Below are 23,064 nucleotides of genomic sequence, written 5' to 3'. Positions count from 1 at the left end.
CCGCTGGGTCGCGAAGAGACCCCAAAAGCTCTGCGACTGCTTCGCAGCCGAGCGGGAGCAAGCTCCCTCGCCACAAAAGCTTGCTCCCACAAGGTCAGCTGCGTCAGTAACAGGCGCTGTGCCAATCCCGCTCCAAAAAATTCAGCTCCAAAGGATTCGCGATGAGCCATAACGCCTCTTTCTCGCCGCCCAGCCTGGTGCTCAGCACCATCGGCCTGTCGCTGGCGACGTTCATGCAAGTGCTCGACACCACCATCGCCAACGTGGCCTTGCCGACGATTTCCGGCAACCTAGGCGTGAGTTCGGAGCAGGGCACCTGGGTGATCACCTCGTTTGCCGTGAGCAACGCCATCGCGCTGCCGCTGACCGGTTGGCTCAGCCGGCGCTTTGGTGAGGTGAAACTGTTTCTCTGGGCGACGATGCTGTTCGTGCTGGCGTCGTTTCTGTGCGGTATCTCGACTTCGATGCCGGAGCTGATCGGCTTTCGGGTACTGCAAGGCCTGGTGGCCGGGCCGTTGTACCCCATGACCCAGACGCTGTTGATCGCGGTCTATCCGCCCGCCAGGCGCGGCATGGCCCTGGCGTTGCTGGCGATGGTCACGGTGGTGGCGCCGATTGCCGGTCCCATCCTCGGCGGCTGGATCACCGACAGCTACAGCTGGCCGTGGATCTTCTTTATCAACGTGCCGATCGGGATCTTCGCGGTGATGGTAGTGCGCCAGCAATTGAAGGCGCGTCCGGTGGTGACCAGTTACCAGCCGATGGATTACGTGGGGCTGATCACCTTGATCATTGGCGTCGGCGCGTTGCAGGTGATCCTCGACAAGGGCAATGACCTGGACTGGTTCGAGTCGAATTTCATCATCATCGGCGCGGCTATTTCGGTGATTGCGCTGGCGGTGTTCGTGATCTGGGAAATGACCGACAAACACCCGGTAGTCAACCTGCGGCTGTTCGCCTACCGCAACTTCCGCATCGGCACTATTGTGCTGGTGGGCGGTTACGCCGGGTTCTTCGGCATCAACCTGATCCTGCCGCAATGGCTGCAAACCCAGATGGGCTACACCGCCACCTGGGCCGGATTGGCGGTGGCGCCGATCGGTATTCTGCCGGTGGTGTTGTCGCCGTTTGTCGGCAAGTATGCGCACCGGTTCGACCTGCGACTGCTGGCCGGTGGCGCGTTCCTCTGCATCGGTTTGAGTTGCTTCATGCGCGCCGGGTTTACCAACGAAGTGGACTTCCAGCACATCGCCCTGGTGCAGCTGTTCATGGGCATCGGCGTGGCGCTGTTCTTCATGCCGACCTTGAGCATTTTGATGTCGGACCTGCCGCCGAGCCAGATTGCCGACGGCGCGGGGCTGGCGACCTTCCTGCGGACCCTGGGCGGTAGTTTTGCGGCGTCGTTGACCACCTGGATCTGGATTCGCCGGGCCGATCAGCACCATGCGTATCTGAGTGAAAGCATCACCACCTATGAGCCGGCGACCCGGGAGGCGTTGAACACGCTGGGCGGGGCGGGCAACCCGGCCTACGCGCAACTGGATCATGTGCTGACCAGCCAGGCGTACATGCTCTCCACCGTGGATTACTTCACGTTGCTGGGGTGGGCGTTCATGGGCTTGATTCTGCTGGTATGGCTGGCGAAACCGCCGTTTGCGGCGAAGGCGGGGCCGGCTTCGGCAGGGCATTGATTTGGTGGCGCCTGTTAAAAGATCGCAGCCTCGCTCCGCTCGACAGCTCCTACAGGTGCATTGCCTAACGTGGTCAATGTAGGAGCTGTCGAGTGAAACGAGGCTGCGATCTTTTGATCTTAGGTTTTTATGGCGTAACGAAATCAAACGGCGCCAACGCAAACCCTTGCTCATCCACCTGCAACGCCCAGCCTTGACGGTCCCAATCCCCCAGCACAATGCGCTTGGCCGCCTGCTCGCCAATCTGCAATTTGTGGATGGCGGGGCGATGGGTATGGCCGTGGATCAGGGTTTTCACGCCATAGGCCTGCATGACCCGCGGCACTTCTTCCGGCGTGACATCGACAATGTCATTGGCCTTCATCCGCGTCTGCGCACGGCTTTCGCTGCGCAGCTTGCGCGCCAGTTTATGCCGGGTGCCCAAAGGCAGATGGCGCAGGATGAACAGGGTGATCGGGTTGCGCAGATAGCGTCGCAGCTTCATATAACCGACGTCGCGGGTGCAGAGGCTGTCGCCGTGCATTAACAGCACCGGCTCGCCGTAAAACTGCACGACACTCGGATCTTTGAGCAAGGTACAGCCGGCTGCTTTGCAGAAGGCCTTGCCGAGCATGAAGTCGCGATTGCCGTGCATCAGGAAAATGGCCGTGCCGCTGTCGCTTAAGTTCCGCAGGGCTTGGCAGATGGAACGCTGGAAGGCTGTCATGGCATCGTCGCCAATCCACGCCTCGAAAAAGTCGCCCAGAATGTACAGCGCACTCGCCGAGCGGGCGCGTCCAGCGAGCAAATCCAGAAACGCCCGGGTAATGTCCGGGCGCTCCTCTTCCAGATGCAAGTCTGAAATCAGCAGTATCACTCAATGATCTCGGCTTTCTCGATGATCACGTCGTCTGCAGGTACGTCCTGGTGACCGGCCTTGGAGGTGGTGGCCACGCCTTTGATCTTGTCGACGACGTCGGTGCCTTCAACTACTTTGGCGAATACGGCGTAGCCCCAACCCTGAACGGTCTTGGCGCTGTGGTTCAGGAAGCTGTTGTCAGCCACGTTGATGAAGAACTGGGCGGAAGCCGAATGCGGCTCCATGGTGCGGGCCATGGCCACGCTGTACTTCACGTTCGGCAGGCCGTTGTCGGCTTCGTTCTGGATGCTTGGGCGCTTGTCTTTCTTTTCTTTCATGCCTGGCTCGAAACCGCCGCCCTGGATCATGAAGTTACCGATGACGCGGTGGAAAACGGTGTTTTCGTAGTGACCGGCCTTGACGTATTCGATGAAGTTGGCAACGGTCAGCGGTGCCTTTTCAGCGTTCAGTTCCAGGACGATGTCGCCGAAGTTGGTAGACAGTTTGACTTGAGTCATGATCAGTACTCTTTATAGAAATTCGTGGGTTTCAGGGCGCTTTGGCCCTCAACCGGTCCGGCCAGTGTCGGCCAAGGTGCGCAGTTTAGCGTGCCGGGCGTGAATTTCGAGGCTGTTTTTCATCGCCGGCCGATTAAATGCAACCGATTGCCGGCCTGCTCTGTCAGCCACTTGACAGCATCGGCTATGATAAGCCCCTTTGATTTATAACAGCCGCTTTGATTTGGCCAACTGGCCGCGCACTTGTACGTTCAAGGATCCTATGAGCAAGCCCACTGTCGACCCTACCTCGAATTCCAAGACCGGCCCTGCCGTGCCGGTCAATTTCCTGCGCCCGATCATCCAGGCGGACCTGGACTCGGGTAAGCACACGCAGATCGTTACCCGTTTTCCGCCTGAGCCCAACGGTTACCTGCACATCGGTCACGCCAAGTCGATCTGTGTGAACTTCGGCCTGGCCCAGGAATTCGGCGGCGTCACGCACCTGCGTTTCGACGACACCAACCCGGCCAAGGAAGACCAGGAATACATCGACGCGATCGAAAGCGACGTCAAATGGCTGGGCTTCGAATGGTCCGGTGAAGTGCGCTATGCCTCGCAGTATTTCGACCAGTTGCACGACTGGGCGGTAGAGCTGATCAAGGCCGGCAAGGCCTACGTCGACGACCTGACCCCTGAACAGGCCAAGGAATATCGCGGCACTCTGACCGAGCCGGGCAAGAACAGCCCGTTCCGCGACCGCTCGGTTGAAGAAAACCTCGACCTGTTCGCCCGCATGAAGGCCGGCGAATTCAAGGACGGCGCACGTGTGCTGCGGGCCAAGATCGACATGGCCTCGCCGAACATGAACCTGCGCGACCCGATCATGTATCGCATCCGTCATGCCCATCACCACCAGACTGGTGACAAGTGGTGCATCTACCCGAACTACGACTTCACCCACGGTCAGTCGGACGCCATCGAAGGCATCACCCACTCGATCTGCACCCTGGAGTTCGAAAGCCATCGTCCGCTGTACGACTGGTTCCTCGACAGCCTGCCAGTACCGGCGCACCCGCGTCAGTACGAGTTCAGCCGTCTGAATCTGAACTACACCATCACCAGCAAGCGCAAGCTCAAGCAGCTTGTGGACGAGAAACACGTCAACGGCTGGGACGATCCGCGCATGTCCACGCTGTCGGGCTTCCGCCGCCGCGGCTACACCCCGGCGTCGATCCGCAACTTCTGCGACATGATCGGCACCAACCGTTCCGATGGCGTGGTCGACTTCGGCATGCTCGAGTTCAGCATCCGTCAGGACCTGGACGCGAATGCCCCGCGTGCCATGTGCGTGCTGCGTCCGTTGAAAGTCGTGATCACCAACTACCCGGAAGACCAAGTCGAGAATCTCGAACTGCCACGTCATCCGCAGAAAGAAGAACTCGGCGTGCGCAAGCTGCCGTTCGCCCGTGAAATCTACATCGACCGCGATGACTTCATGGAAGAGCCGCCAAAAGGCTACAAGCGCCTGGAGCCGAACGGCGAAGTGCGTCTACGCGGCAGCTACGTGATCCGTGCCGACGAAGCGATCAAGGACGCCGATGGCAACATCGTCGAACTGCGTTGCTCGTACGACCCGGATACCCTGGGCAAGAACCCCGAAGGCCGCAAGGTCAAAGGCGTGATCCACTGGGTGCCGGCCGCGGCCAGCGTCGAGTGCGAAGTGCGTCTGTACGATCGTCTGTTCCGTTCTCCGAACCCGGAGAAGGCCGAAGACAGCGCTAGTTTCCTGGACAACATCAACCCTGACTCACTGCAAGTCCTCACCGGTTGTCGTGCTGAACCCTCGTTGGGCAACGCACAGCCGGAAGACCGTTTCCAGTTCGAGCGCGAAGGTTACTTCGTCGCGGATATCAAGGACTCGAAACCGGGCGCTCCGGTATTCAACCGTACCGTGACCCTGCGTGATTCGTGGGGCCAGTGATTCAAGGAAATTAAAGTGCTTACGATCTACAACACGCTCACCAAGAGCAAAGAAGTCTTCAAGCCGCTGGATGGCAACAAGGTGCGCATGTACGTCTGCGGGATGACCGTATATGACTACTGCCACCTGGGTCACGGCCGCAGCATGGTCGCGTTCGACCTGGTGACCCGCTGGTTGCGGTTCAGCGGTTACGACCTGACCTACGTGCGCAACATCACCGATATCGACGACAAGATCATCAATCGCGCCCGTGAAAACGGCGAGTCGTTCGAAGCGCTGACCGAGCGCATGATCGCAGCGATGCACGAGGATGAGGCTCGCCTCAACATTCTCAAACCGGACATGGAACCGCGCGCCACCGGTCACATTGCCGGCATGCACGCGATGATCCAGACCCTGATCGACAAGGGCTACGCCTACGCACCGGGCAATGGCGACGTGTACTACCGCGTCGCCAAGTTCATGGGCTACGGCAAGCTGTCGCGCAAGAAGATCGAAGACCTGCGCATCGGTGCACGAATCGAAGTCGACGAGTCGAAACAGGACCCGCTGGACTTCGTGCTGTGGAAAGGCGCCAAGCCGGGCGAACCGAGCTGGCCATCGCCGTGGGGCGACGGTCGTCCGGGCTGGCACATCGAATGCTCGGTGATGTCCACCTGCTGCCTGGGCGAGACCTTCGACATTCATGGCGGCGGCAGCGACCTCGAGTTTCCGCACCATGAAAACGAAATCGCCCAGAGCGAAGCGGCCACCGGCAAGACCTACGCCAACGCGTGGATGCATTGCGGCATGATTCGCATCAATGGCGAGAAGATGTCCAAGTCCTTGAACAACTTCTTCACCATTCGCGACGTGCTCGACAAGTACCACCCGGAAGTCGTGCGTTACCTGCTGGTGTCGAGCCACTACCGCAGCGCGATCAACTATTCGGAAGACAACCTCAAGGACGCCAAGGGCGCCCTCGAGCGTTTCTACCATGCGTTGAAAGGCTTGCCGAAAGTGGCACCGGCGGGTGGCGAAGCCTTCGTCGAGCGTTTCACCCAGGTGATGAACGACGACTTCGGCACGCCGGAAGCCTGCGCCGTCCTGTTCGAGATGGTCCGCGAGATCAACCGTCTGCGCGAGAGCGATCTGGATGCGGCGGCCGGTCTGGCGGCGCGCTTGAAGGAACTGGCCAGCGTGCTGGGCGTGTTGCAGCTCGAGGCCGATGATTTCCTGCAGGCCGGCGCCGAAGGGCGGGTCGATGCGGCTGAGGTTGACGCACTGATCCAGGCTCGTTTGACGGCTCGCGCGAACAAGGACTGGGCCGAATCCGACCGCATCCGCGACCAGCTCACCGCCATGGGCGTGGTGCTGGAAGACGGCAAGGGCGGCACGACCTGGCGTCTGGCTGACTGATTGCTGTGATGGCTACAAACAAAACCCGCCTTGTGCGGGTTTTTGTTTGTTTGGTTGAAGATCAAAAGATCGTCCGAACGCGGCCCGAGCCTTCGGACGATCTTTTGATCTTGGCTTTCAATCCCCCAATTGGCGCAATCGCTTGTAAAGGGTATTGCGACTAACCCCCAACCGCCGCGCCAGGTGCGAAATATTCCCCCCGGCCGCCTGTAACTGCCGATTCAATGCCTCGGCATCATTCAAATCAACGGCTATCGGCTCCGGCGTATCCACCGGCTCCATTTCCAGATCGACAAAAAAATCATCCGGTAAATGCTCCGGTCGCACGGGTTGCTCTTCGGCCATGGCCAACGCCACCTGCATCACGCTGCTGACCTGGCGCAAATTCCCCGGCCACGGATGGCGGCTGAACAGTTCCAACACCTCGGGGCTCAACCCGGCCCATTGCGACGGCTCACGGTGTTGTTCCCACAAGCGCTTGAACAGTGCCTGCTTGTCGCTGCGTTCCCTGAGCGGTGGCAGTTCCAGGGTCAAACCACCGATGCGGTAATACAAATCCTCACGAAACCGCCCCAACTGCACCTGCTCGCGCAATGAGCGGTTGGTCGCCGAGATGATCCGGATGTCCACCGGGAACAACTCGCTGCTGCCCACCGGTTGTACGCAACGTTCCTGCAACACCCTCAGCAGCCGTGCCTGGGTCGGTAGCGGCATGTCGCCGATTTCATCGAGGAACAGGGTGCCTTTGTCGGCCTTGCGGATCAGCCCGATGCTGCCTTTCTGGTTGGCGCCGGTGAACGCGCCTTTCTCGTAGCCAAACAGCTCGGACTCCACCAGTTCGGCGGGGATCGCTGCACAGTTGACGGCAATGAACGGTTGTTTGCTGCGTGAGCTGGCGTGGTGCAGGGCTTTGACGAAGACTTCCTTGCCGACCCCGGTTTCCCCGTGGATCAACAATGGAATGTCCTTTTCCAGCAAACGTTCGGCCTGGCGCACGGCTTTTTCCACGCGGCTGTCGCCAAAGTGCAGGGTGTTGAGGCTGATCGCGGCGGGTGTCGCCTGGGTGGGGTCAGCACTTTTAGTTTCAGCATTCCTTATTTCAGTGCTCTTTATTTCCGAGCTCTTCGTTTCCGAGAATAGCCGCGCCTGAATCGACGCCTGTTTCGGTCGTTTCAGCACGCACTGGAAACGGTTGCTTCCTGAGGCTTGCAGGGAAAAGGGCAGGCCGTCCGGCTGATTCAGCAGCTCCATCAACGAGACTTTGAACAAGCTTTCGACGCTGACCCGCGACAGGCTGATGCCCAGCAGATTGTCGGCCCGGCGGTTGGCCGACAGTACCTGACCGGTTTCATCGAAGATCAGCATCCCGGCCCATTGGCTGTCGAGGTTGTTCAGCCCGGTGTTGAAGGTCAGTTGGAAATGCTGGCCGTGGAACAGGTTGAGGATCAGCCGGTTCTCCACGGTCTGGCTCATCATCTTGACCATGCCCAGGGTGTGGGAGGGCGGCAGGTAGCTGTCGCTGGACACATCCAGCACCGCGATCACCTTGCGCTCGGCATCGAAAATCGGCGCGGCGGAACCGGTCATGAAGCGGTTGGCCTTGAGGAAATGTTCATCGTGCTCGATGTGCACGGCCTGCTCGCAGGCCAACGCGGTGCCGATCGCATTGGTCCCGCTGCAATGCTCCATCCAGCTGGCGCCGACGCTGAAACCGCGGGTCAGGCTCGGCTCGATGAAACGCTGGGTGCCCCACGACGTCAGCACCTGGCCGTGATTGTCGGCGAGCATGATCAGGCAATTGGAGTTGCTGAGGATGTTTTCGTAATACGGCAGGACTTCCTGATGGGTGGTTTGCACCAGGGAATGCTGGCTCTCCAGCAAGTGGGCGATGCCGTCTGCCGGCAGCTGATCGAACGCCGGAGCGCTCTGATGATCGAGCCCGAACGCGCGGCAGCGGGACCAGGAGTCCTGGATGATGGCATCGTGGGAGCGCTTTGAGACAGGTACGGCCATGGCGGTCGATCTCTGGGCAAGCTTTTATTGTTTTTATGGGTTTTGCATCACGTGAGGGCCACGCAAAAAACATCCGTAGAGTGTTGTTCACATTTGTTCATTGTCAATCGTTGAACTGTTCAATTGTTCATTCGTGGTTGTTCATTTCTGTTCAGCAACGAATGCGATTTTTAGCTTGTTTGAAGGAATTTCCAGCCAAATCAAACGCTTGAGATTTTTGGCACGGATGTCGCTATGTAGCTCCGGTCGCTTGACTCAAAAAATAAAAAAAGGCCGAGCCATGTCACTAATCCTGGAACACGTCAGCCGCACCATCGAAGGCCAGACCTGGATCGACGATGCGTGCCTTAATTTCGAACCCGGATCGTTCAACGTTTTGCTCGGTCGCACGCTGTCCGGCAAAACCAGCCTCATGCGCCTGATGGCCGGTCTGGACAAGCCCGACAGCGGCCGCATCCTGATGAATGGCGTCGACGTCACCCAGCGCCCGGTGCGTTTGCGCAACGTGTCGATGGTCTATCAGCAATTCATCAATTACCCGACCATGACGGTGTTCGAGAACATCGCCTCGCCGCTGCGTCAGGGCGGCGTTGCCAATGAGTTGATCCAGAGCAAAGTGCTGGAAACCGCGAAGATGCTGCGCATCGAGAAGTTTCTCCAGCGCCATCCACTGGAGCTCTCCGGCGGCCAGCAGCAGCGCACGGCCATGGCCCGGGCGCTGGTCAAGGACGCCGAGCTGATTCTGTTCGACGAGCCGCTGGTCAACCTTGACTACAAGCTGCGCGAAGAGCTGCGCCAGGAAATGCGCGAGCTGTTCAAGGCGCGCAATACCATTGCGATTTACGCCACCACCGAACCCAACGAAGCCCTGGCGCTGGGCGGCACCACGACGATTCTTCACGAGGGTCGGGTGATTCAGAGCGGCAAGTCCTCCGAGGTGTATCACCAGCCGCAAACCGTGCTGGCGGCGGAGTTGTTCTCCGAGCCACCGATCAACCTGATGCCGGGGCGCATTGCCGGCAACGAAGTGAGTTTCGCCAATTTCGTGCACTTCCCGTTGAACGTCGATCTGCGTCCGGTGGGCGAGGGCGAGTTCCGTTTCGGCGTGCGTCCCAGCCATATCTCGCTGGTGCCGAGCAACGACGACGATCTGGAACTGGCGGTGACCGTCGAGGTGGCCGAGATCAGCGGTTCGGAAACATTCCTCCATGTGCGCAACGAGTATTTCCTGCTGGTGCTGCACTTGCCGGGGGTGCACGAATACGACGTTGATGCGCCGATTCGCATCTATATCCCGACCCATAAACTGTTTGTGTTCGACATGCAGGGGCGGCTGGTCCAGGCGCCCGGTCGCCGCATTGCGAGGGTTGCCTGATGGCCGAAATCCGTTTGCAGAGCCTTGCCCACAGCTATACCCATACACCGACCGGCCCAGAGGATTACGCGATTCGCGAGATGGACCACGTCTGGGAGCAGGGCGGCGCCTATGCGCTGCTCGGGCCTTCGGGGTGCGGCAAGTCGACCTTGCTCAACATCATTTCCGGGTTGCTCAGCCCGTCCCAGGGCCAGGTGTTGTTCGACAGTAAAGTGGTCAACGAACTGACCCCGGAAAAGCGCAACATCGCCCAGGTTTTCCAGTTTCCGGTGGTCTACGACACCATGACGGTGTTCGACAACCTGGCTTTCCCGCTGCGCAATCAGGGCATGGTCGAAGCGAAGATTTTCAGCAAGGTGCATGAAATCGCCGAAGTCCTCGACCTTCAGGCGTTGCTGCACAAGAAGGCCCGCAACCTCACCGCCGATGAAAAACAGAAAGTCTCCATGGGCCGTGGGCTGGTGCGCGATGACGTGTCGGCGATCCTCTTCGATGAACCGCTGACGGTGATCGACCCGCACCTGAAGTGGAAGCTGCGGCGCAAGCTCAAGCAGATCCACGAGCAGTTCAACATCACCATGGTCTACGTCACCCACGATCAGCTCGAAGCCTCGACCTTCGCCGACAAGATCGCGGTGATGTACGGCGGGCAGATCGTGCAGTTCGGTACGCCACGGGAGTTGTTCGAACGGCCGAGCCACACCTTTGTCGGCTATTTCATCGGCAGCCCGGGGATGAACCTGATCGACGTCCAGCCGCAGGCCGGTGGTGTCGGTTTTGCCGGGACTCACTTGCCATTGTCCACTGCGATGCAGCAGCGGATCGCCGACGGCGAATGGAAAAGCCTGAAGGTCGGCATCCGTCCGGAGTTCGTCCATGTGTGGGAGGAGGCCTTTGATGACGCGTTGCGGGCAAAGGTCGTACACGTCGAGGACCTGGGCACCTACAAAATCATGACCCTGAACCTCGACGGCGTTCTGCTGAAAGTACGCCTGGCCGAGGACAAACCGGTGCCCGACGGCACGGCGTACATCAGTTTCCCGGGGCAATGGCTGATGGTCTACGCCGATGATTATTTGCTGGAAGCGAAAGCCATTAACGAGGTGCAGCCATGAACAAGGTGCAGAACAACAAGGCCTGGTGGCTGGTATTGCCGGTGTTCCTGCTGGTGGCGTTCAGTGCGGTGATCCCGATGATGACCGTGGTCAACTACTCGGTGCAGGACATCTTCGACCAGTCCAGCCGCTATTTCGTCGGCGCCGACTGGTACAAGCAGGTGTTACTCGATCCACGGCTGCATGACTCGCTGCTGCGCCAGTTCATCTATTCCGCCTGCGTGTTGTTGATCGAAATTCCGTTGGGCATCGCCATCGCCCTGACCATGCCGATCAAGGGCCGCTGGTCGTCGCTGGTGCTGATTATCCTGGCGATTCCGCTGCTGATCCCGTGGAACGTGGTCGGTACCATCTGGCAGATTTTCGGCCGGGCCGACATCGGCTTGCTCGGCTCCAGCCTCAACGGCATGGGCATCAGCTACAACTATGCGGCCAACACCATGGACGCCTGGGTCACGGTGTTGGTGATGGATGTCTGGCACTGGACGTCGCTGGTGGCGTTGTTGTGTTTCTCCGGGCTGCGGGCGATTCCAGACGTGTATTACCAGGCGGCACGGATCGATCGGGCGTCGGCCTGGGCGGTGTTCCGGCACATCCAGTTGCCCAAGCTCAAGAGCGTACTGCTGATCGCGGTGATGCTGCGGTTCATGGACAGTTTCATGATCTACACCGAGCCGTTCGTGCTGACCGGTGGTGGTCCGGGCAATGCCACGACCTTCTTGAGTCAGACCTTGACCCAAATGGCCGTAGGGCAATTCGACCTCGGCCCGGCAGCGGCTTTCTCGCTGGTGTACTTCCTGATCATCCTGTTGGTGTCGTGGCTGTTCTACACCGCCATGACTCACTCTGACGCCAATCGGTGAGGCCTGCCATGAGCAAGAGAAAGCTGATTCCACTGCTGGTCTACATCCTGTTCCTGCTGGTGCCGATCTACTGGCTGCTGAACATGTCCTTCAAGAGCAACACCGAAATCCTTGGTGGCCTGACCCTGTTTCCCCAGGATTTCACTTTCGCCAACTACAAGGTGATCTTCACCGACCCGAGCTGGTACACCGGCTACCTCAACTCGGCGTACTACGTCAGCATGAACACGATCATTTCCCTGATCGTGGCGTTGCCGGCGGCGTATGCGTTTTCGCGCTATCGCTTCCTCGGCGACAAGCACCTGTTCTTCTGGCTGCTGACCAACCGCATGGCACCGCCGGCGGTGTTCCTGCTGCCGTTCTTCCAGCTGTATTCCTCGATCGGCTTGTTCGACACGCACATCGCGGTGGCGTTGGCTCACTGTCTGTTTAACGTGCCGCTGGCGGTGTGGATTCTTGAGGGCTTCATGTCTGGCGTTCCCAAGGAAATCGACGAAACCGCCTACATCGATGGCTACAGCTTTCCCAAGTTCTTCGTGAAGATTTTCGTTCCGCTGATCGGCTCCGGGATCGGTGTCACGGCGTTCTTCTGCTTCATGTTTTCCTGGGTCGAACTGTTGCTGGCGCGAACCCTGACATCGGTGAACGCCAAACCCATCGCCGCGGTGATGACCCGCACGGTCTCGGCCTCCGGCATCGACTGGGGCGTGCTGGCAGCGGCGGGGGTGTTGACCATCCTGCCGGGCATGCTGGTGATCTGGTTTGTTCGCAACCACGTGGCCAAGGGCTTTGCCCTGGGCCGGGTATGAGGAACTGATGATGGAATGGATGAGTTGGACCAGCCCGACGGCGGCGTTCTTCGGCGTCATAGCCTTGATCCTGGTGGGCATGACGACTTGGGAGTTGCGTTCGCCAAGCACTCTTCGAAAAGGTTTTCTGCCGATTACCACCACCCGTGGCGATCGGCTGTTTATCGGTCTTCTCGGCAGCGCCTACCTGCATTTGCTGGTAATCGGCGTCACCGACTGGAGCATCTGGATAGCGTTCGCGTTGTCCCTGGTGTGGCTGTTGGCTGTGATGCGTTGGGGCTAGTCGAATCGCTCGGCAATGTTGCTCCGAAACCCATAAAGGAGGTCTTATGTTCGATAAAAACAATAAGCTGCGACATAGCATTTCACTGGCAGCCATGCTGGCACTCAGCGGATTGAGCGCATCGGCCTGGGCTGATGCCTACGAAGACGCCGCGAAGAAGTGGATCGGCGGCGAATTCAAACCGTCCACCCTGACGGCCGATCAGCAACTCGCGGAATTGAAGTGGTTCATCAAGGTGGCCGAGCCGTTTCGCGGGATGGACATCAAGGTTGTCTCGGAAACCCTGACCACCCATGAATACGAGTCCAAGGTGCTGGCCAAGGCCTTCACCGAGATCACCGGGATCAAAGTCACCCACGACCTGCTGCAAGAAGGCGATGTGGTGGAAAAGCTGCAGACCGTGATGCAGTCGGACAAGAGCATCTATGACGGCTGGGTCAACGACTCGGACCTGATCGGCACCCATTTCCGTTACGGCAAGACTGAAGCTATTACCGACCTGATGGCCAATGAAGGTAAAAACTTCACCTCGCCAACCCTCGATATCAAGGACTTCATCGGCACCTCCTTCACCACCGCGCCCGATGGCAAGCTCTATCAATTGCCCGATCAACAGTTCGCCAACCTCTACTGGTTCCGCGCCGACTGGTTCGAGCGGGCGGACCTGAAAGCCAAGTTCAAGGAAAAGTATGGCTATGAACTGGGCGTGCCGGTGAACTGGTCTGCCTATGAAGACATCGCCAAATTCTTCAGCGAAGACGTCAAGGAAATCGACGGCAAGCGGGTCTACGGGCACATGGACTACGGCAAGAAAGACCCGTCCCTGGGCTGGCGCTTTACCGATGCCTGGTTCTCCATGGCCGGCGGCGGTGACAAGGGCTTGCCCAACGGTTTGCCGGTGGATGAGTGGGGCATTCGTGTCGAAGACTGCCATCCGGTCGGCTCCAGCGTGACCCGCGGAGGCGATACCAACGGCCCGGCAGCGGTGTTTGCCACCACCAAATACGTCGACTGGCTGAAGAAGTACGCGCCACCGGAAGCGGCGGGCATGACCTTCTCCGAATCCGGCCCGGTGCCGTCCCAGGGCAACATCGCCCAGCAAATTTTCTGGTACACCGCGTTCACCGCAGACATGACCAAACCGGGCCTGCCGGTGGTGAACGCCGACGGTACGCCGAAGTGGCGCATGGCGCCGTCGCCGCGAGGGCCGTATTGGGAAGAGGGGATGAAGCTTGGGTATCAGGACGTGGGCTCCTGGACATTCATGAAGTCCACGCCTGAGAAACAGAAGCTCGCGGCCTGGCTGTACGCGCAGTTCGTGACCTCGAAAACCGTGTCGCTGAAGAAAACCATCGTCGGCCTGACGCCGATCCGCGAGTCGGACATCAACTCTCAAGCCATGACCGACCTGGCGCCGAAGCTCGGTGGCCTGGTCGAGTTCTATCGCAGCCCGGCGCGGGTGCAATGGACGCCGACCGGCACCAACGTGCCGGACTATCCGCGTCTGGCGCAGTTGTGGTGGAGCCACATCGCCGAAGCTGCCAGCGGGGAGAAAACCCCGCAACAGGCGCTCGATGGTCTGGCCAAGGATCAGGACGCGATCATGACCCGTCTGGAACGCTCCAAGGCCCAGGCCACTTGCGCGCCGAAAATGAACCCGGAACGCGACGCGCAATACTGGTTCGACCAACCGGGCGCACCGAAGCCGAAACTGGCCAACGAGAAGCCCAAGGGTGAAACCGTGAGCTACAACGAACTGCTGAAGTCGTGGGCGGATGCGCGTAAGTAACTGTCTGTCATGTGAAACGCGAACGGCACCGAAAGGTGCCGTTTTACTTTGAGCGTGTTCCTCCGCCAGGTATTGCGGTGACCTACATTGCATTTTCGTCTTTGGGGAAAACCAGTCTGAACACGGTCATCGCACCGGGCAGGCTTTCAACCTCGGCCACTCCCTGATGCAAACTCATGATCGAACGCACGATGGCCAGGCCCAGTCCGGTGCTGCCTTGCGAGCGGGAGCGGCTGCTGTCGACCCGGTAAAAACGGTCGAACAGATGCGGCAGATGCTGCGCTTCGATGCCCGCACCGGGGTTGCTGACCCGCAGCGAAACCTGAGTCGGCTCTTGCTCAATGTGTAGCGAAACCGTTTGCCCGGCCGGGCAGTGGCGCAGGGCGTTGGACAGCAGGTTCGAGATCGCCCGTTGAATCATCAACCGGTCACCCAGCACGCGTGCGCTGCCGGTCACGCTCAGGCTGATGCGCTTGTCTTGCGCCGACAAGGAAAACAGGTCGGCCACTTTCTCGGCTTCTTCTTCCAGGGCGACCGGCTCGAAGGACGTGAGCGCTGCCGGGTTGCTGGCCTGCGCCAGAAACAGCATGTCCGAGACAATCCGCGCGACGCGCTCCAGTTCTTCGGTGCAGGACACCAAGACGTTTTTGTACGCCTCGGCCGTGCGTTCCCGGGACAGCGTCACTTGTGCCTTGCCCATCAAATTGTTGATCGGCGTGCGCAGTTCATGGGCCAGGTCATCGGAGAACTGCGACAACTGCTGCACACCATTGTCGAGGCGATCCAGCATGACGTTGATCCCCCGGGCCAGTTCACTGAGTTCCTGGGGCATGTCGAGCACCGACAACCGATGGCCGAGGTCTTGCGTCGAGACCATCGCCGCCACTTTGCGAAATTCGCGCAACGGCATCAGCCCCCGCTGTACGGCGGCCCAGGCACTGAGGCCGATGAAGATCAGCAGCAATGGCAAAGCAATCAGCGTCGAGCGCAGATAGGCGCTGAGCAACGCCTGATTGTGGGCATCGTCCATCGACAGCAGCACCGGGACGCGGGTGCCGTCCTTGATGCGGACCAACCGAGAGGCCGTCAGGTAGTGCTTGCCTTGATCGTCGGTACCGTCGGAGAACGCCAGTGGTTCGTCGGCAGCCAGTACTGCCTTGCGTTCAAGGCGCGGGTCGGCCATGCCGGAGCCGGATTTCAACAGAGGCGTGCGCAAGTTACTGCGGTCATAAATCGTCAGGGTGAGGTTGTCATGGCCCATGACCTGATCGAGCAGAATGTGCGGCGCCGAACGAATTTCTGCGGCATCGGCGTACAGCGACAGGCTGTGTTCCACCTGTTCCACCTTCTGGGCCAGGCTATTTCTGGATAACGCGTTCAACTCATGGGTCAGGGCAAAGTAGGCAAGGATCGCCAGGAACACCACCAGTAGTGCGCCGAGAATACTCACCGTCAGGCCCAGGCGCATCGACAGGCTGGCCGGCTTCATTCCCGCGCCTCCAGCACGTAGCCGACGCCGCGCAGGGTGTGGATGAGTTTGCTGTCGAACGGGTCGTCGATCTTGGCGCGCAAACGCCGGATCGACACTTCGACCACATTGGTGTCGCAGTCGAAATTCATGTCCCACACCAGCGAAATGATCTGAGTGCGGGTAAGCACCTCCCCGGACTGGCGCATCAGCAGGTGCAGCAGGGCGAATTCCTTGGTGGTCAGGTCGATGCGCTGCTCGCCGCGAAAGGCACGGTGGCGCCCTGGATCAAGTTCCAGGTCGGCGACTTTGAGCACCTGCGGCACCGGGATGTTTTCGCTGCGGCGCATCAGCGTGCGCACTCGCGCCAGCAATTCCGGAAACTCGAAAGGCTTGACCAGATAATCGTCGGCGCCCAGATCCAGACCACGAATCTTGTCGGCCAGACGCCCGCGCGCGGTGAGCATCATCACTCGGGTGGAATGGGTGCGACGCAATTGCTCCAGCACGCCCCAGCCATCGAGTTCCGGCAGGTTCACATCCAGAATCACCAGGTCATACGCCTGCTGTTGCGCCAGATGCAGTCCATCGGCGCCGGTGGCCGCATGGTCAACGATATAACCACTTTCCGTCAGTCCCTGATGCAAGTATTCGGCAGCTTTAAGCTCGTCCTCGACGACAAGGATTCGCATGATCTATCACCACTTTTATTTAATGGATATTTAATTAAGGTGGCCGGGAAAGTTGTTGTTTTTGTAGGGGCTTCCGGACGGATTTGAATAACGGCTGGGGGTTGTGAGTTGCTGGTTTCCTACAGCGGTTTCCCTGTGTGATGGCGTGCAAGGTAAAGGCTGTAGTGGCTACAGGGTCAACTGAAATGCTGGGTCTTGAGCCCTGAATATGGCGATCTGCGACAGCCTGTCGCAGCAAGCAAACCCGAATGCCCATGCGCCACATTCAGGCAAGTGCTGTTTGGCAGATAACTACCGTGTATTTGTTTCCATGTATTGCTATGTCGCCTTTCGCACTTCGCATCCTAGATCAAAACAACTTCCATAAGCCGTGGATGACGGATTTGTAATGTTCCAGTCACCTTGCCGATAAGTTCAAAACCCTACCGTGGCGGCATCAAAGATTCTTGAATAAAGGAAGTCTTCCATTGCCCGGTTTAAAAGAACGGACGGCGCGAGCACGCCTGAAAAAAACAGCGAGGACAGTGACGGCCAGCGTTGTGTTGCTGGCCGGCACGGGTCTTGTGCATGCATCGACCCTGACCCTCGATCAAGCCCTGCAAACAGCATTCGCCGGTAACCCGGATCTGGCGGCTGCGCAGTGGGAAATCGGCATCGCCGAGGGTGAGCGCAAACAGGCCGGTCTGATCCCCAACCCCGAAGTGTCATGGGAGGCTGAAGACACCCGGCGCGATTCGCGAACCACCACGCTGATGCTCAGCCAACCGATCGAACTGGGCGGCAAACGTAGCGCACGGATCGACGTCGCCAGCCGCGCGCAGGACGCCGCCGGGATCGAATGGGAGCGCAAGCGCAATGCCTTGCGCGCCGATGTGATTCAGGCGTTCAACAGCGCCCGGACCGCGCAACAACGCTTGCAGTTGTCGCGTCAGTCGCTGCAACTCGCCGAACACGGTTTGCGCGTCGCCCAAGGACGCATCGAGGCCGGTAAATCATCGCCGGTCGAAGGCACTCGGGCGCAAGTGCAACTCTTGGAAGTGCGCCTGGAGCTGAGCCGCGCCGAACGCGATCAGGCCAACGCCTATCAACAATTGGCGCAGGTCATGGGCGCACCGTTGCCAGCCTCGACCACCGTGCAAGCGGCCACGCAAAGCATGCCCACCGTGCCGCCGGCGAGCCGATTGCTGGAGCGCCTGAACGAGACCGCCGAACTGCGTCTGGCCAAATTGCAGATCGATCAGCGCGAAGCCTCATTGGGTCTGGAAAAGTCGCAGCGCATTCCAGATCTGACTGTGAGCATCGGCAGTCAATACAACGAAACCGAGCGCGAGCGGGTCAACGTGGTCGGGCTGTCGATGCCGATTCCGCTGTTCAGCCGCAACCAGGGCAACGTGCTGGCGGCAGCCCGGCGCAGCGATCAGGTGCGGGATCTGCGCAACGCCACCGAGCTGCGTCTGCGCACGGAAATCCAGACCAGCCTTGAGCAATGGCAGACCGCCAATGGCGAAGTCGAAGCGTTCAACCAGACCATCCTGCCCGCCGCGCAAAGTGCGGTCGACAGCGCCACACGCGGTTTCGAAATGGGCAAGTTCGGCTTCCTCGATGTGCTCGACGCCCAGCGCACCCTGATCAGCGCCCGCAGCCAATACATCCAGGCCGTCAGCGAGGCGACGGACGCGCGAGTACGCATCGAACGCATCTTCGGCGACCTCACCGTCAGCCCTTGAATTTCATCTTTCAAATCACTGCGCGATGGCATGGCGCAGAGGAGTTTCCATGGAAAAAAAACTGATCGTGGTGGCTGCGGCGACGTTGGCGCTGGGCATTGGTATTGGCTCGATGTGGTCGGGCAATGCGTCCATCGACGCGCACGCCGATCACGCTGAAGAAGGCGCAGCAGCCGACGGCGAACATGCAGAAGAAGGGCACCTGGAACTGAGCGCCGAACAGATCACCGCGGCGGGCATTCAACTGGCCGAAGCGCGGGCGCAGAACATCAGCCTCGGCTTGCCGTTCCCCGGCGAAGTGCGCTTTGACGAAGACCGCACTGCGCACGTGGTGCCTCGGGTGCCCGGCGTGGTCGAGTCGGTGTCGGTCAATCTTGGGCAGTCGGTGAAGAAGGGCCAGTTGCTGGCGGTGATCGCCAGTCAGCAGATCTCTGATCAGCGCAGCGAACAGGCTGCCGCGCAGCGTCGCCTGACCTTGGCGCGCACCACCTACGAACGCGAGAAAAAACTGTGGCAGGACAAGATCTCCGCCGAGCAGGATTTCCTTCAGGCACGCCAGGCATTGGAAGAAGCCGAAATTGCCCTGACCAATGCGCGACAAAAAATCAGCGTGCTCAGTGGCAGCGTGGTCGCCACCGGCGGCAATCGCTATGAACTGCGCGCGCCGTTCGACGGTGTGGTGGTGGAAAAACACCTGACGCCGGGGGAGGTGGTCGATGAAACCACGGCGGCGTTTACGCTCTCCGACCTGTCGCGAGTGTGGGTGACGTTCGGCGTTTCGCCCAAGGATCTGAACAAGGTGCGAGTGGGCAAACCGGTCACCGTCAGCGCCCCGGAACTCAATGCCGAAGTCGCCGGCACCGTGGCCTATGTCGGCAGTTTGCTCGGTGAACAGACCCGCACTGCAACGGTCCGCGTGACCCTGGAAAATCCGCAAGGCTCGTGGCGTCCCGGCCTGTTTGTCACCGCGCTGGTTGCGACCGACAGTCGCCAAGCAAGGGTCGCCGTACCTGAAACCGCGATCCAGACCGTCGAGGACAAGCCCACGGTGTTCGTGCGCACCGATGACGGCTTCAAGGCGCAAGCGGTGGAGTTGGGCAGTCGCGCGGCCGGTCTGGTGGAAGTCACCCAAGGGCTGGAACCGGGCGTGCAAGTCGCCAGTGCCGGCAGCTTCGTCCTCAAATCGGAATTGGGCAAAGCCTCGGCCGAGCATTCTCATTGAAGGCTCCCACTGATCCGTCAACCTCGACCGGAAGGTTCTCATGTTCGAACGCCTGATCCAGTTTGCCATCGAGCAGCGCATCATCGTGCTGCTCGCTGTTCTCCTCATGGCCGGCCTCGGCATCGCCAGTTATCAAAAGCTGCCGATCGACGCCGTGCCCGACATCACCAACGTCCAGGTGCAAATCAACACCGGCGCGGCCGGGTTCTCGCCGCTGGAAACCGAGCAGCGCATCACCTTCCCGATTGAAACCGCCATGGCCGGTTTGCCGGCGCTGGAACAGACCCGTTCGCTGTCGCGTTCGGGGCTGTCGCAGGTCACGGTGATCTTCAAGGACGGCACCGATCTGTTCTTCGCCCGGCAATTGGTCAACGAGCGTTTGCAGATCGCCAGGGAGCAATTGCCCGAGGGGGCGGAAGCGCTGATGGGGCCGATTTCCACCGGGCTTGGCGAGATTTTCCTGTGGACGGTGGAGGCGCAGGAAGGTGCGCTCAAGGACGACGGCACCGCCTACACGCCAACCGATTTGCGGGTGATTCAGGACTGGATCATCAAGCCGCAATTGCGCAACGTGCCCGGTGTGGCCGAGATCAACACCATCGGCGGATTCGCCAAGGAATACCAGATCGCCCCCGACCCGAAACGGCTGGCGGCGTACAAACTGACCCTCACCGATCTGGTCACGGCGCTGGAGCGCAACAACGCCAACGTTGGCGCCGGTTACATCGAGCGCAGCGGCGAGCAACTGCTGATTCGTGCGCCCGGGCAAGTGGCGAGCACCGACGACATCGCCAATATCGTGATGGCCAATGTCGACGGTACGCCGATCCGGATCAAGAACGTCGCGACCGTAGACATCGGCCGCGAACTGCGTACCGGTGCCGCCACCGAAAACGGTCGCGAAGTGGTACTGGGCACGGTGTTCATGCTGATCGGCGAAAACAGCCGAACGGTCTCCCAGGCAGTGGCGACCAGGCTTGAGCAGATCAACCGTTCCCTGCCCAAAGGCGTGGTCGCGGTGCCGGTGTATGACCGCACGCACCTGGTGGACAAGGCCATCGCCACGGTGAAGAAAAACCTCGTGGAAGGGGCGATTCTGGTCATCGCGATTCTGTTCCTGTTCCTGGGCAACATTCGCGCGGCGTTGATCACCGCGATGGTCATTCCGCTGTCGATGCTGTTCACCTTCACCGGCATGTTCACCAACAAAGTCAGCGCCAACCTGATGAGCCTAGGCGCCCTCGACTTCGGCATCATCGTCGACGGCGCGGTGGTGATCGTCGAAAACACCCTGCGACGGCTGGCCCATGCGCAGCAGCATCACGGGCGTTTACTGAGCCGTTCCGAGCGTTTCCACGAAGTATTCGCGGCCGCCAAAGAAGCGCGGCGGCCGCTGATTTTCGGCCAGTTGATTATCATGGTCGTGTACCTGCCGATCTTCGCCCTGAGCGGTGTCGAAGGAAAAATGTTCCACCCGATGGCCTTTACGGTGGTCATCGCGCTGTTGGGCGCCATGCTGTTGTCGGTGACCTTTGTGCCGGCGGCCATCGCGCTGTTTGTCACCGGCAAGGTCAAGGAAGAAGAGGGCGTGGTCATGCGCGGCGCGCGTCGCGTTTATGCGCCGGCGCTGGCGTGGGTGATGTCCCATCGCGCCATGGCGGTGGGTGCGGCGCTGGCTGTGATTGTGCTCAGCGGCGTGCTCACCAGCCGCATGGGCAGCGAGTTTGTGCCGAGCCTCAGTGAGGGCGATTTTGCCCTGCAAGCCTTGCGCGTGCCGGGCACCAGCCTCACGCAATCGGTGGATATGCAGCAGCGTCTGGAGACCTTGATCCTCAACAAGGTGCCCGAAGTCGAGCGTGTGTTCGCCCGTACCGGCACCGCCGAAATCGCCTCCGACCCGATGCCGCCGAACATCTCCGACAGCTATGTGATGCTCAAGCCGAAGGTGCAGTGGCCGGATCCGGGCAAGTCCCGCGAAACACTGATGGCCGAACTGCAACAAGCCGCCGCGACGCTGCCGGGCAGCAACTATGAACTGTCGCAGCCGATCCAGTTGCGCTTCAATGAACTGATCTCCGGCGTGCGCAGCGATGTCGCGGTCAAGGTCTTCGGGGATGACATGGACGTGCTCAACGCCACGGCGGCGAAGATCGCCGCCGCCATGCAGAAGGTCAACGGCGCGTCCGAGGTCAAGGTCGAGCAAACCACTGGCCTGCCGGTGCTGACCATCAACATCGACCGCGACAAGGCGGCGCGTTACGGGCTCAACGTCGGTGACGTGCAAGACACCATTGCGGTGGCGGTCGGCGGGCGTCAGGCCGGGACACTGTATGAAGGCGATCGGCGGTTCGACATGGTGGTGCGTTTGTCCGATGCCATGCGCAAGGACATCGAAGGTTTGTCGGCACTGTTGATTCCGGTGCCAGCGCCCCTGAATGGCGCGGCTGATCAGATTGGCTTCATCGCCCTCAAGGACGTCGCCAGCCTTGATCTGGTGCTCGGGCCGAATCAGGTCAGCCGCGAAAACGGCAAGCGGCTGGTGATCGTCAGCGCCAACGTGCGTGGGCGTGACATTGGATCTTTTGTCGCCGAGGCGGGCGAGGTCATCGAGCGTGATGTGCAGGTGCCGGCGGGTTACTGGACCACGTGGGGCGGTCAGTTCGAGCAACTGCAATCGGCGGCCAAGCGCCTGCAGATCGTGGTGCCGGTGGCCTTGCTGTTGGTGTTCGGGCTGCTGTTCATGATGTTCAACAACCTCAAGGACGGCTTGCTGGTGTTCACCGGGATTCCGTTTGCGTTGACGGGTGGCGTCATGGCGTTGTGGTTGCGGGATATTCCGCTGTCGATCTCGGCGGGCGTCGGTTTCATTGCGCTGTCGGGGGTGGCGGTGCTCAACGGCCTGGTGATGATCGCGTTCATCCGCAATTTGCGGGAGGAGGGGCGTTCACTCAGTGATGCGATCAATGAGGGCGCGCTCACGCGACTGCGCCCAGTGTTGATGACGGCGCTGGTCGCGTCCCTGGGCTTCATTCCCATGGCTTTGGCGACCGGCACGGGTGCCGAGGTGCAACGTCCGTTGGCGACGGTAGTGATTGGCGGGATTCTGTCTTCGACCATCCTGACGCTGCTGATATTGCCGGCGTTGTATCAGTTGGCGCATCGGCGGGATGAGGAAGTAACTCCCACCCCCTAAACCAATGTTTCAGACATACCACTATCTGTGGCGAGGGAGCTTGCTCCCGCTGGACTGCGCAGCAGGCCCCTTCTTTTTTGGGTGAAGGAGGGGCCGCTTCGCGACCC

General features: G+C 60.1%; 17 protein-coding genes. 12 read left to right on the top strand and 5 right to left on the bottom strand.

Features of this window, described 5'->3' with window-relative positions; genetic code table 11:
• The first annotated feature begins 161 nt into the window (after positions 1-161).
• The gene (locus tag ACCC96_RS28965) at positions 162-1,691 is read left to right on the top strand and encodes a DHA2 family efflux MFS transporter permease subunit (RefSeq protein WP_413697598.1); all 1,530 of its coding nucleotides are present in this window, start codon (positions 162-164) and stop codon (positions 1,689-1,691) included.
• Positions 1,692-1,818: 127 nt separating this feature from the next.
• Here the strand turns inward: ACCC96_RS28965 and lpxH are convergent, their stop codons facing one another.
• Positions 1,819-2,547, bottom strand: a complete 729-nt coding sequence (gene lpxH, locus ACCC96_RS28960; RefSeq protein WP_019648452.1) for a UDP-2,3-diacylglucosamine diphosphatase — start codon at positions 2,545-2,547, stop codon at positions 1,819-1,821.
• Positions 2,544-3,047, bottom strand: a complete 504-nt coding sequence (locus ACCC96_RS28955; RefSeq protein ID WP_258669514.1) for a peptidylprolyl isomerase — start codon at positions 3,045-3,047, stop codon at positions 2,544-2,546. The genes lpxH and ACCC96_RS28955 overlap by 4 nt, the downstream gene beginning before the upstream one ends.
• Positions 3,048-3,309: 262 nt before the next feature.
• On the opposite strand from ACCC96_RS28955, the gene ACCC96_RS28950 reads away from it, so the two are divergent.
• Positions 3,310-5,010: a glutamine--tRNA ligase/YqeY domain fusion protein gene (locus ACCC96_RS28950; protein WP_413697597.1), complete on the top strand. Its 1,701-nt coding sequence runs from the start codon at positions 3,310-3,312 to the stop codon at positions 5,008-5,010.
• Between the two features lie 15 nt (positions 5,011-5,025).
• Positions 5,026-6,408: a cysteine--tRNA ligase gene (gene cysS, locus ACCC96_RS28945; RefSeq protein WP_413697596.1), complete on the top strand. Its 1,383-nt coding sequence runs from the start codon at positions 5,026-5,028 to the stop codon at positions 6,406-6,408.
• A gap of 117 nt (positions 6,409-6,525) precedes the next feature.
• Here cysS and ACCC96_RS28940 read toward each other — a convergent pair whose 3' ends face one another.
• Positions 6,526-8,421, bottom strand: coding sequence for a sigma-54-dependent Fis family transcriptional regulator (locus ACCC96_RS28940; RefSeq protein WP_413697595.1), 1,896 nt, complete (start codon positions 8,419-8,421; stop codon positions 6,526-6,528).
• A 280-nt stretch (positions 8,422-8,701) separates the two neighbouring features.
• On the opposite strand from ACCC96_RS28940, the gene ACCC96_RS28935 reads away from it, so the two are divergent.
• Genes ACCC96_RS28935 through ACCC96_RS28910 form a run of 6 tightly spaced genes read left to right on the top strand, consistent with a single transcriptional unit; the run spans position 8,702 to position 14,655 of the window.
• Positions 8,702-9,796 carry an ABC transporter ATP-binding protein gene (locus tag ACCC96_RS28935; RefSeq protein WP_018925486.1) on the top strand — a complete coding sequence of 365 codons (1,095 nt, stop codon included), beginning with the start codon at positions 8,702-8,704 and terminating at the stop codon, positions 9,794-9,796.
• Complete coding sequence (locus tag ACCC96_RS28930) at positions 9,796-10,911, top strand: ABC transporter ATP-binding protein (protein WP_413697594.1); 1,116 nt, start codon at positions 9,796-9,798, stop codon at positions 10,909-10,911. The genes ACCC96_RS28935 and ACCC96_RS28930 overlap by 1 nt, the downstream gene beginning before the upstream one ends.
• A complete protein-coding gene (locus tag ACCC96_RS28925) occupies positions 10,908-11,774 on the top strand; it encodes a carbohydrate ABC transporter permease (protein ID WP_064618816.1) in 867 nt (288 codons plus the stop codon). The genes ACCC96_RS28930 and ACCC96_RS28925 overlap by 4 nt, the downstream gene beginning before the upstream one ends.
• A gap of 8 nt (positions 11,775-11,782) precedes the next feature.
• Positions 11,783-12,583 carry a carbohydrate ABC transporter permease gene (locus ACCC96_RS28920; protein WP_007940908.1) on the top strand — a complete coding sequence of 267 codons (801 nt, stop codon included), beginning with the start codon at positions 11,783-11,785 and terminating at the stop codon, positions 12,581-12,583.
• A 10-nt stretch (positions 12,584-12,593) separates the two neighbouring features.
• Positions 12,594-12,866, top strand: a complete 273-nt coding sequence (locus ACCC96_RS28915; protein WP_413697593.1) for a DUF2160 domain-containing protein — start codon at positions 12,594-12,596, stop codon at positions 12,864-12,866.
• A 46-nt stretch (positions 12,867-12,912) separates the two neighbouring features.
• The gene (locus ACCC96_RS28910; protein ID WP_258669502.1) at positions 12,913-14,655 is read left to right on the top strand and encodes an extracellular solute-binding protein; all 1,743 of its coding nucleotides are present in this window, start codon (positions 12,913-12,915) and stop codon (positions 14,653-14,655) included.
• A gap of 82 nt (positions 14,656-14,737) precedes the next feature.
• Here the strand turns inward: ACCC96_RS28910 and ACCC96_RS28905 are convergent, their stop codons facing one another.
• Positions 14,738-16,144: a heavy metal sensor histidine kinase gene (locus ACCC96_RS28905; protein WP_413697592.1), complete on the bottom strand. Its 1,407-nt coding sequence runs from the start codon at positions 16,142-16,144 to the stop codon at positions 14,738-14,740.
• Positions 16,141-16,815, bottom strand: a complete 675-nt coding sequence (locus ACCC96_RS28900) for a heavy metal response regulator transcription factor (RefSeq protein WP_007940896.1) — start codon at positions 16,813-16,815, stop codon at positions 16,141-16,143. The genes ACCC96_RS28905 and ACCC96_RS28900 overlap by 4 nt, the downstream gene beginning before the upstream one ends.
• Positions 16,816-17,282: 467 nt before the next feature.
• Between ACCC96_RS28900 and ACCC96_RS28895 the strand changes: the two genes are divergently transcribed.
• The 3 genes from ACCC96_RS28895 to ACCC96_RS28885 are packed head-to-tail and all read left to right on the top strand — an operon-like array spanning position 17,283 to position 22,957.
• Positions 17,283-18,542, top strand: a complete 1,260-nt coding sequence (locus tag ACCC96_RS28895; protein WP_413697591.1) for a TolC family protein — start codon at positions 17,283-17,285, stop codon at positions 18,540-18,542.
• A 49-nt stretch (positions 18,543-18,591) separates the two neighbouring features.
• Positions 18,592-19,764: an efflux RND transporter periplasmic adaptor subunit gene (locus tag ACCC96_RS28890; protein WP_413697590.1), complete on the top strand. Its 1,173-nt coding sequence runs from the start codon at positions 18,592-18,594 to the stop codon at positions 19,762-19,764.
• A gap of 40 nt (positions 19,765-19,804) precedes the next feature.
• Positions 19,805-22,957, top strand: coding sequence for a CusA/CzcA family heavy metal efflux RND transporter (locus tag ACCC96_RS28885; protein WP_413697589.1), 3,153 nt, complete (start codon positions 19,805-19,807; stop codon positions 22,955-22,957).
• The last annotated feature ends 107 nt before the right edge of the window (positions 22,958-23,064 follow it).

This window comes from Pseudomonas sp. Pseusp11 (assembly GCF_047304405.1).
Taxonomy (GTDB): Bacteria; Pseudomonadota; Gammaproteobacteria; order Pseudomonadales; family Pseudomonadaceae; genus Aquipseudomonas.
This window is presented reverse-complemented; position numbering and strand designations above follow the sequence as displayed.

Coding starts and splice junctions, on each gene's coding strand:
- ACCC96_RS28965 (WP_413697598.1), top strand. CDS start 162: ATGAGCCATAACGCCTCTTTCTCGCCGCCCAGCCTGGTGCTCAGCACC.
- ACCC96_RS28955 (WP_258669514.1), bottom strand. CDS start 3,047: ATGACTCAAGTCAAACTGTCTACCAACTTCGGCGACATCGTCCTGGAA.
- ACCC96_RS28950 (WP_413697597.1), top strand. CDS start 3,310: ATGAGCAAGCCCACTGTCGACCCTACCTCGAATTCCAAGACCGGCCCT.
- ACCC96_RS28940 (WP_413697595.1), bottom strand. CDS start 8,421: ATGGCCGTACCTGTCTCAAAGCGCTCCCACGATGCCATCATCCAGGAC.
- ACCC96_RS28935 (WP_018925486.1), top strand. CDS start 8,702: ATGTCACTAATCCTGGAACACGTCAGCCGCACCATCGAAGGCCAGACC.
- ACCC96_RS28930 (WP_413697594.1), top strand. CDS start 9,796: ATGGCCGAAATCCGTTTGCAGAGCCTTGCCCACAGCTATACCCATACA.
- ACCC96_RS28925 (WP_064618816.1), top strand. CDS start 10,908: ATGAACAAGGTGCAGAACAACAAGGCCTGGTGGCTGGTATTGCCGGTG.
- ACCC96_RS28920 (WP_007940908.1), top strand. CDS start 11,783: ATGAGCAAGAGAAAGCTGATTCCACTGCTGGTCTACATCCTGTTCCTG.
- ACCC96_RS28915 (WP_413697593.1), top strand. CDS start 12,594: ATGGAATGGATGAGTTGGACCAGCCCGACGGCGGCGTTCTTCGGCGTC.
- ACCC96_RS28910 (WP_258669502.1), top strand. CDS start 12,913: ATGTTCGATAAAAACAATAAGCTGCGACATAGCATTTCACTGGCAGCC.
- ACCC96_RS28905 (WP_413697592.1), bottom strand. CDS start 16,144: ATGAAGCCGGCCAGCCTGTCGATGCGCCTGGGCCTGACGGTGAGTATT.
- ACCC96_RS28900 (WP_007940896.1), bottom strand. CDS start 16,815: ATGCGAATCCTTGTCGTCGAGGACGAGCTTAAAGCTGCCGAATACTTG.
- ACCC96_RS28890 (WP_413697590.1), top strand. CDS start 18,592: ATGGAAAAAAAACTGATCGTGGTGGCTGCGGCGACGTTGGCGCTGGGC.
- ACCC96_RS28885 (WP_413697589.1), top strand. CDS start 19,805: ATGTTCGAACGCCTGATCCAGTTTGCCATCGAGCAGCGCATCATCGTG.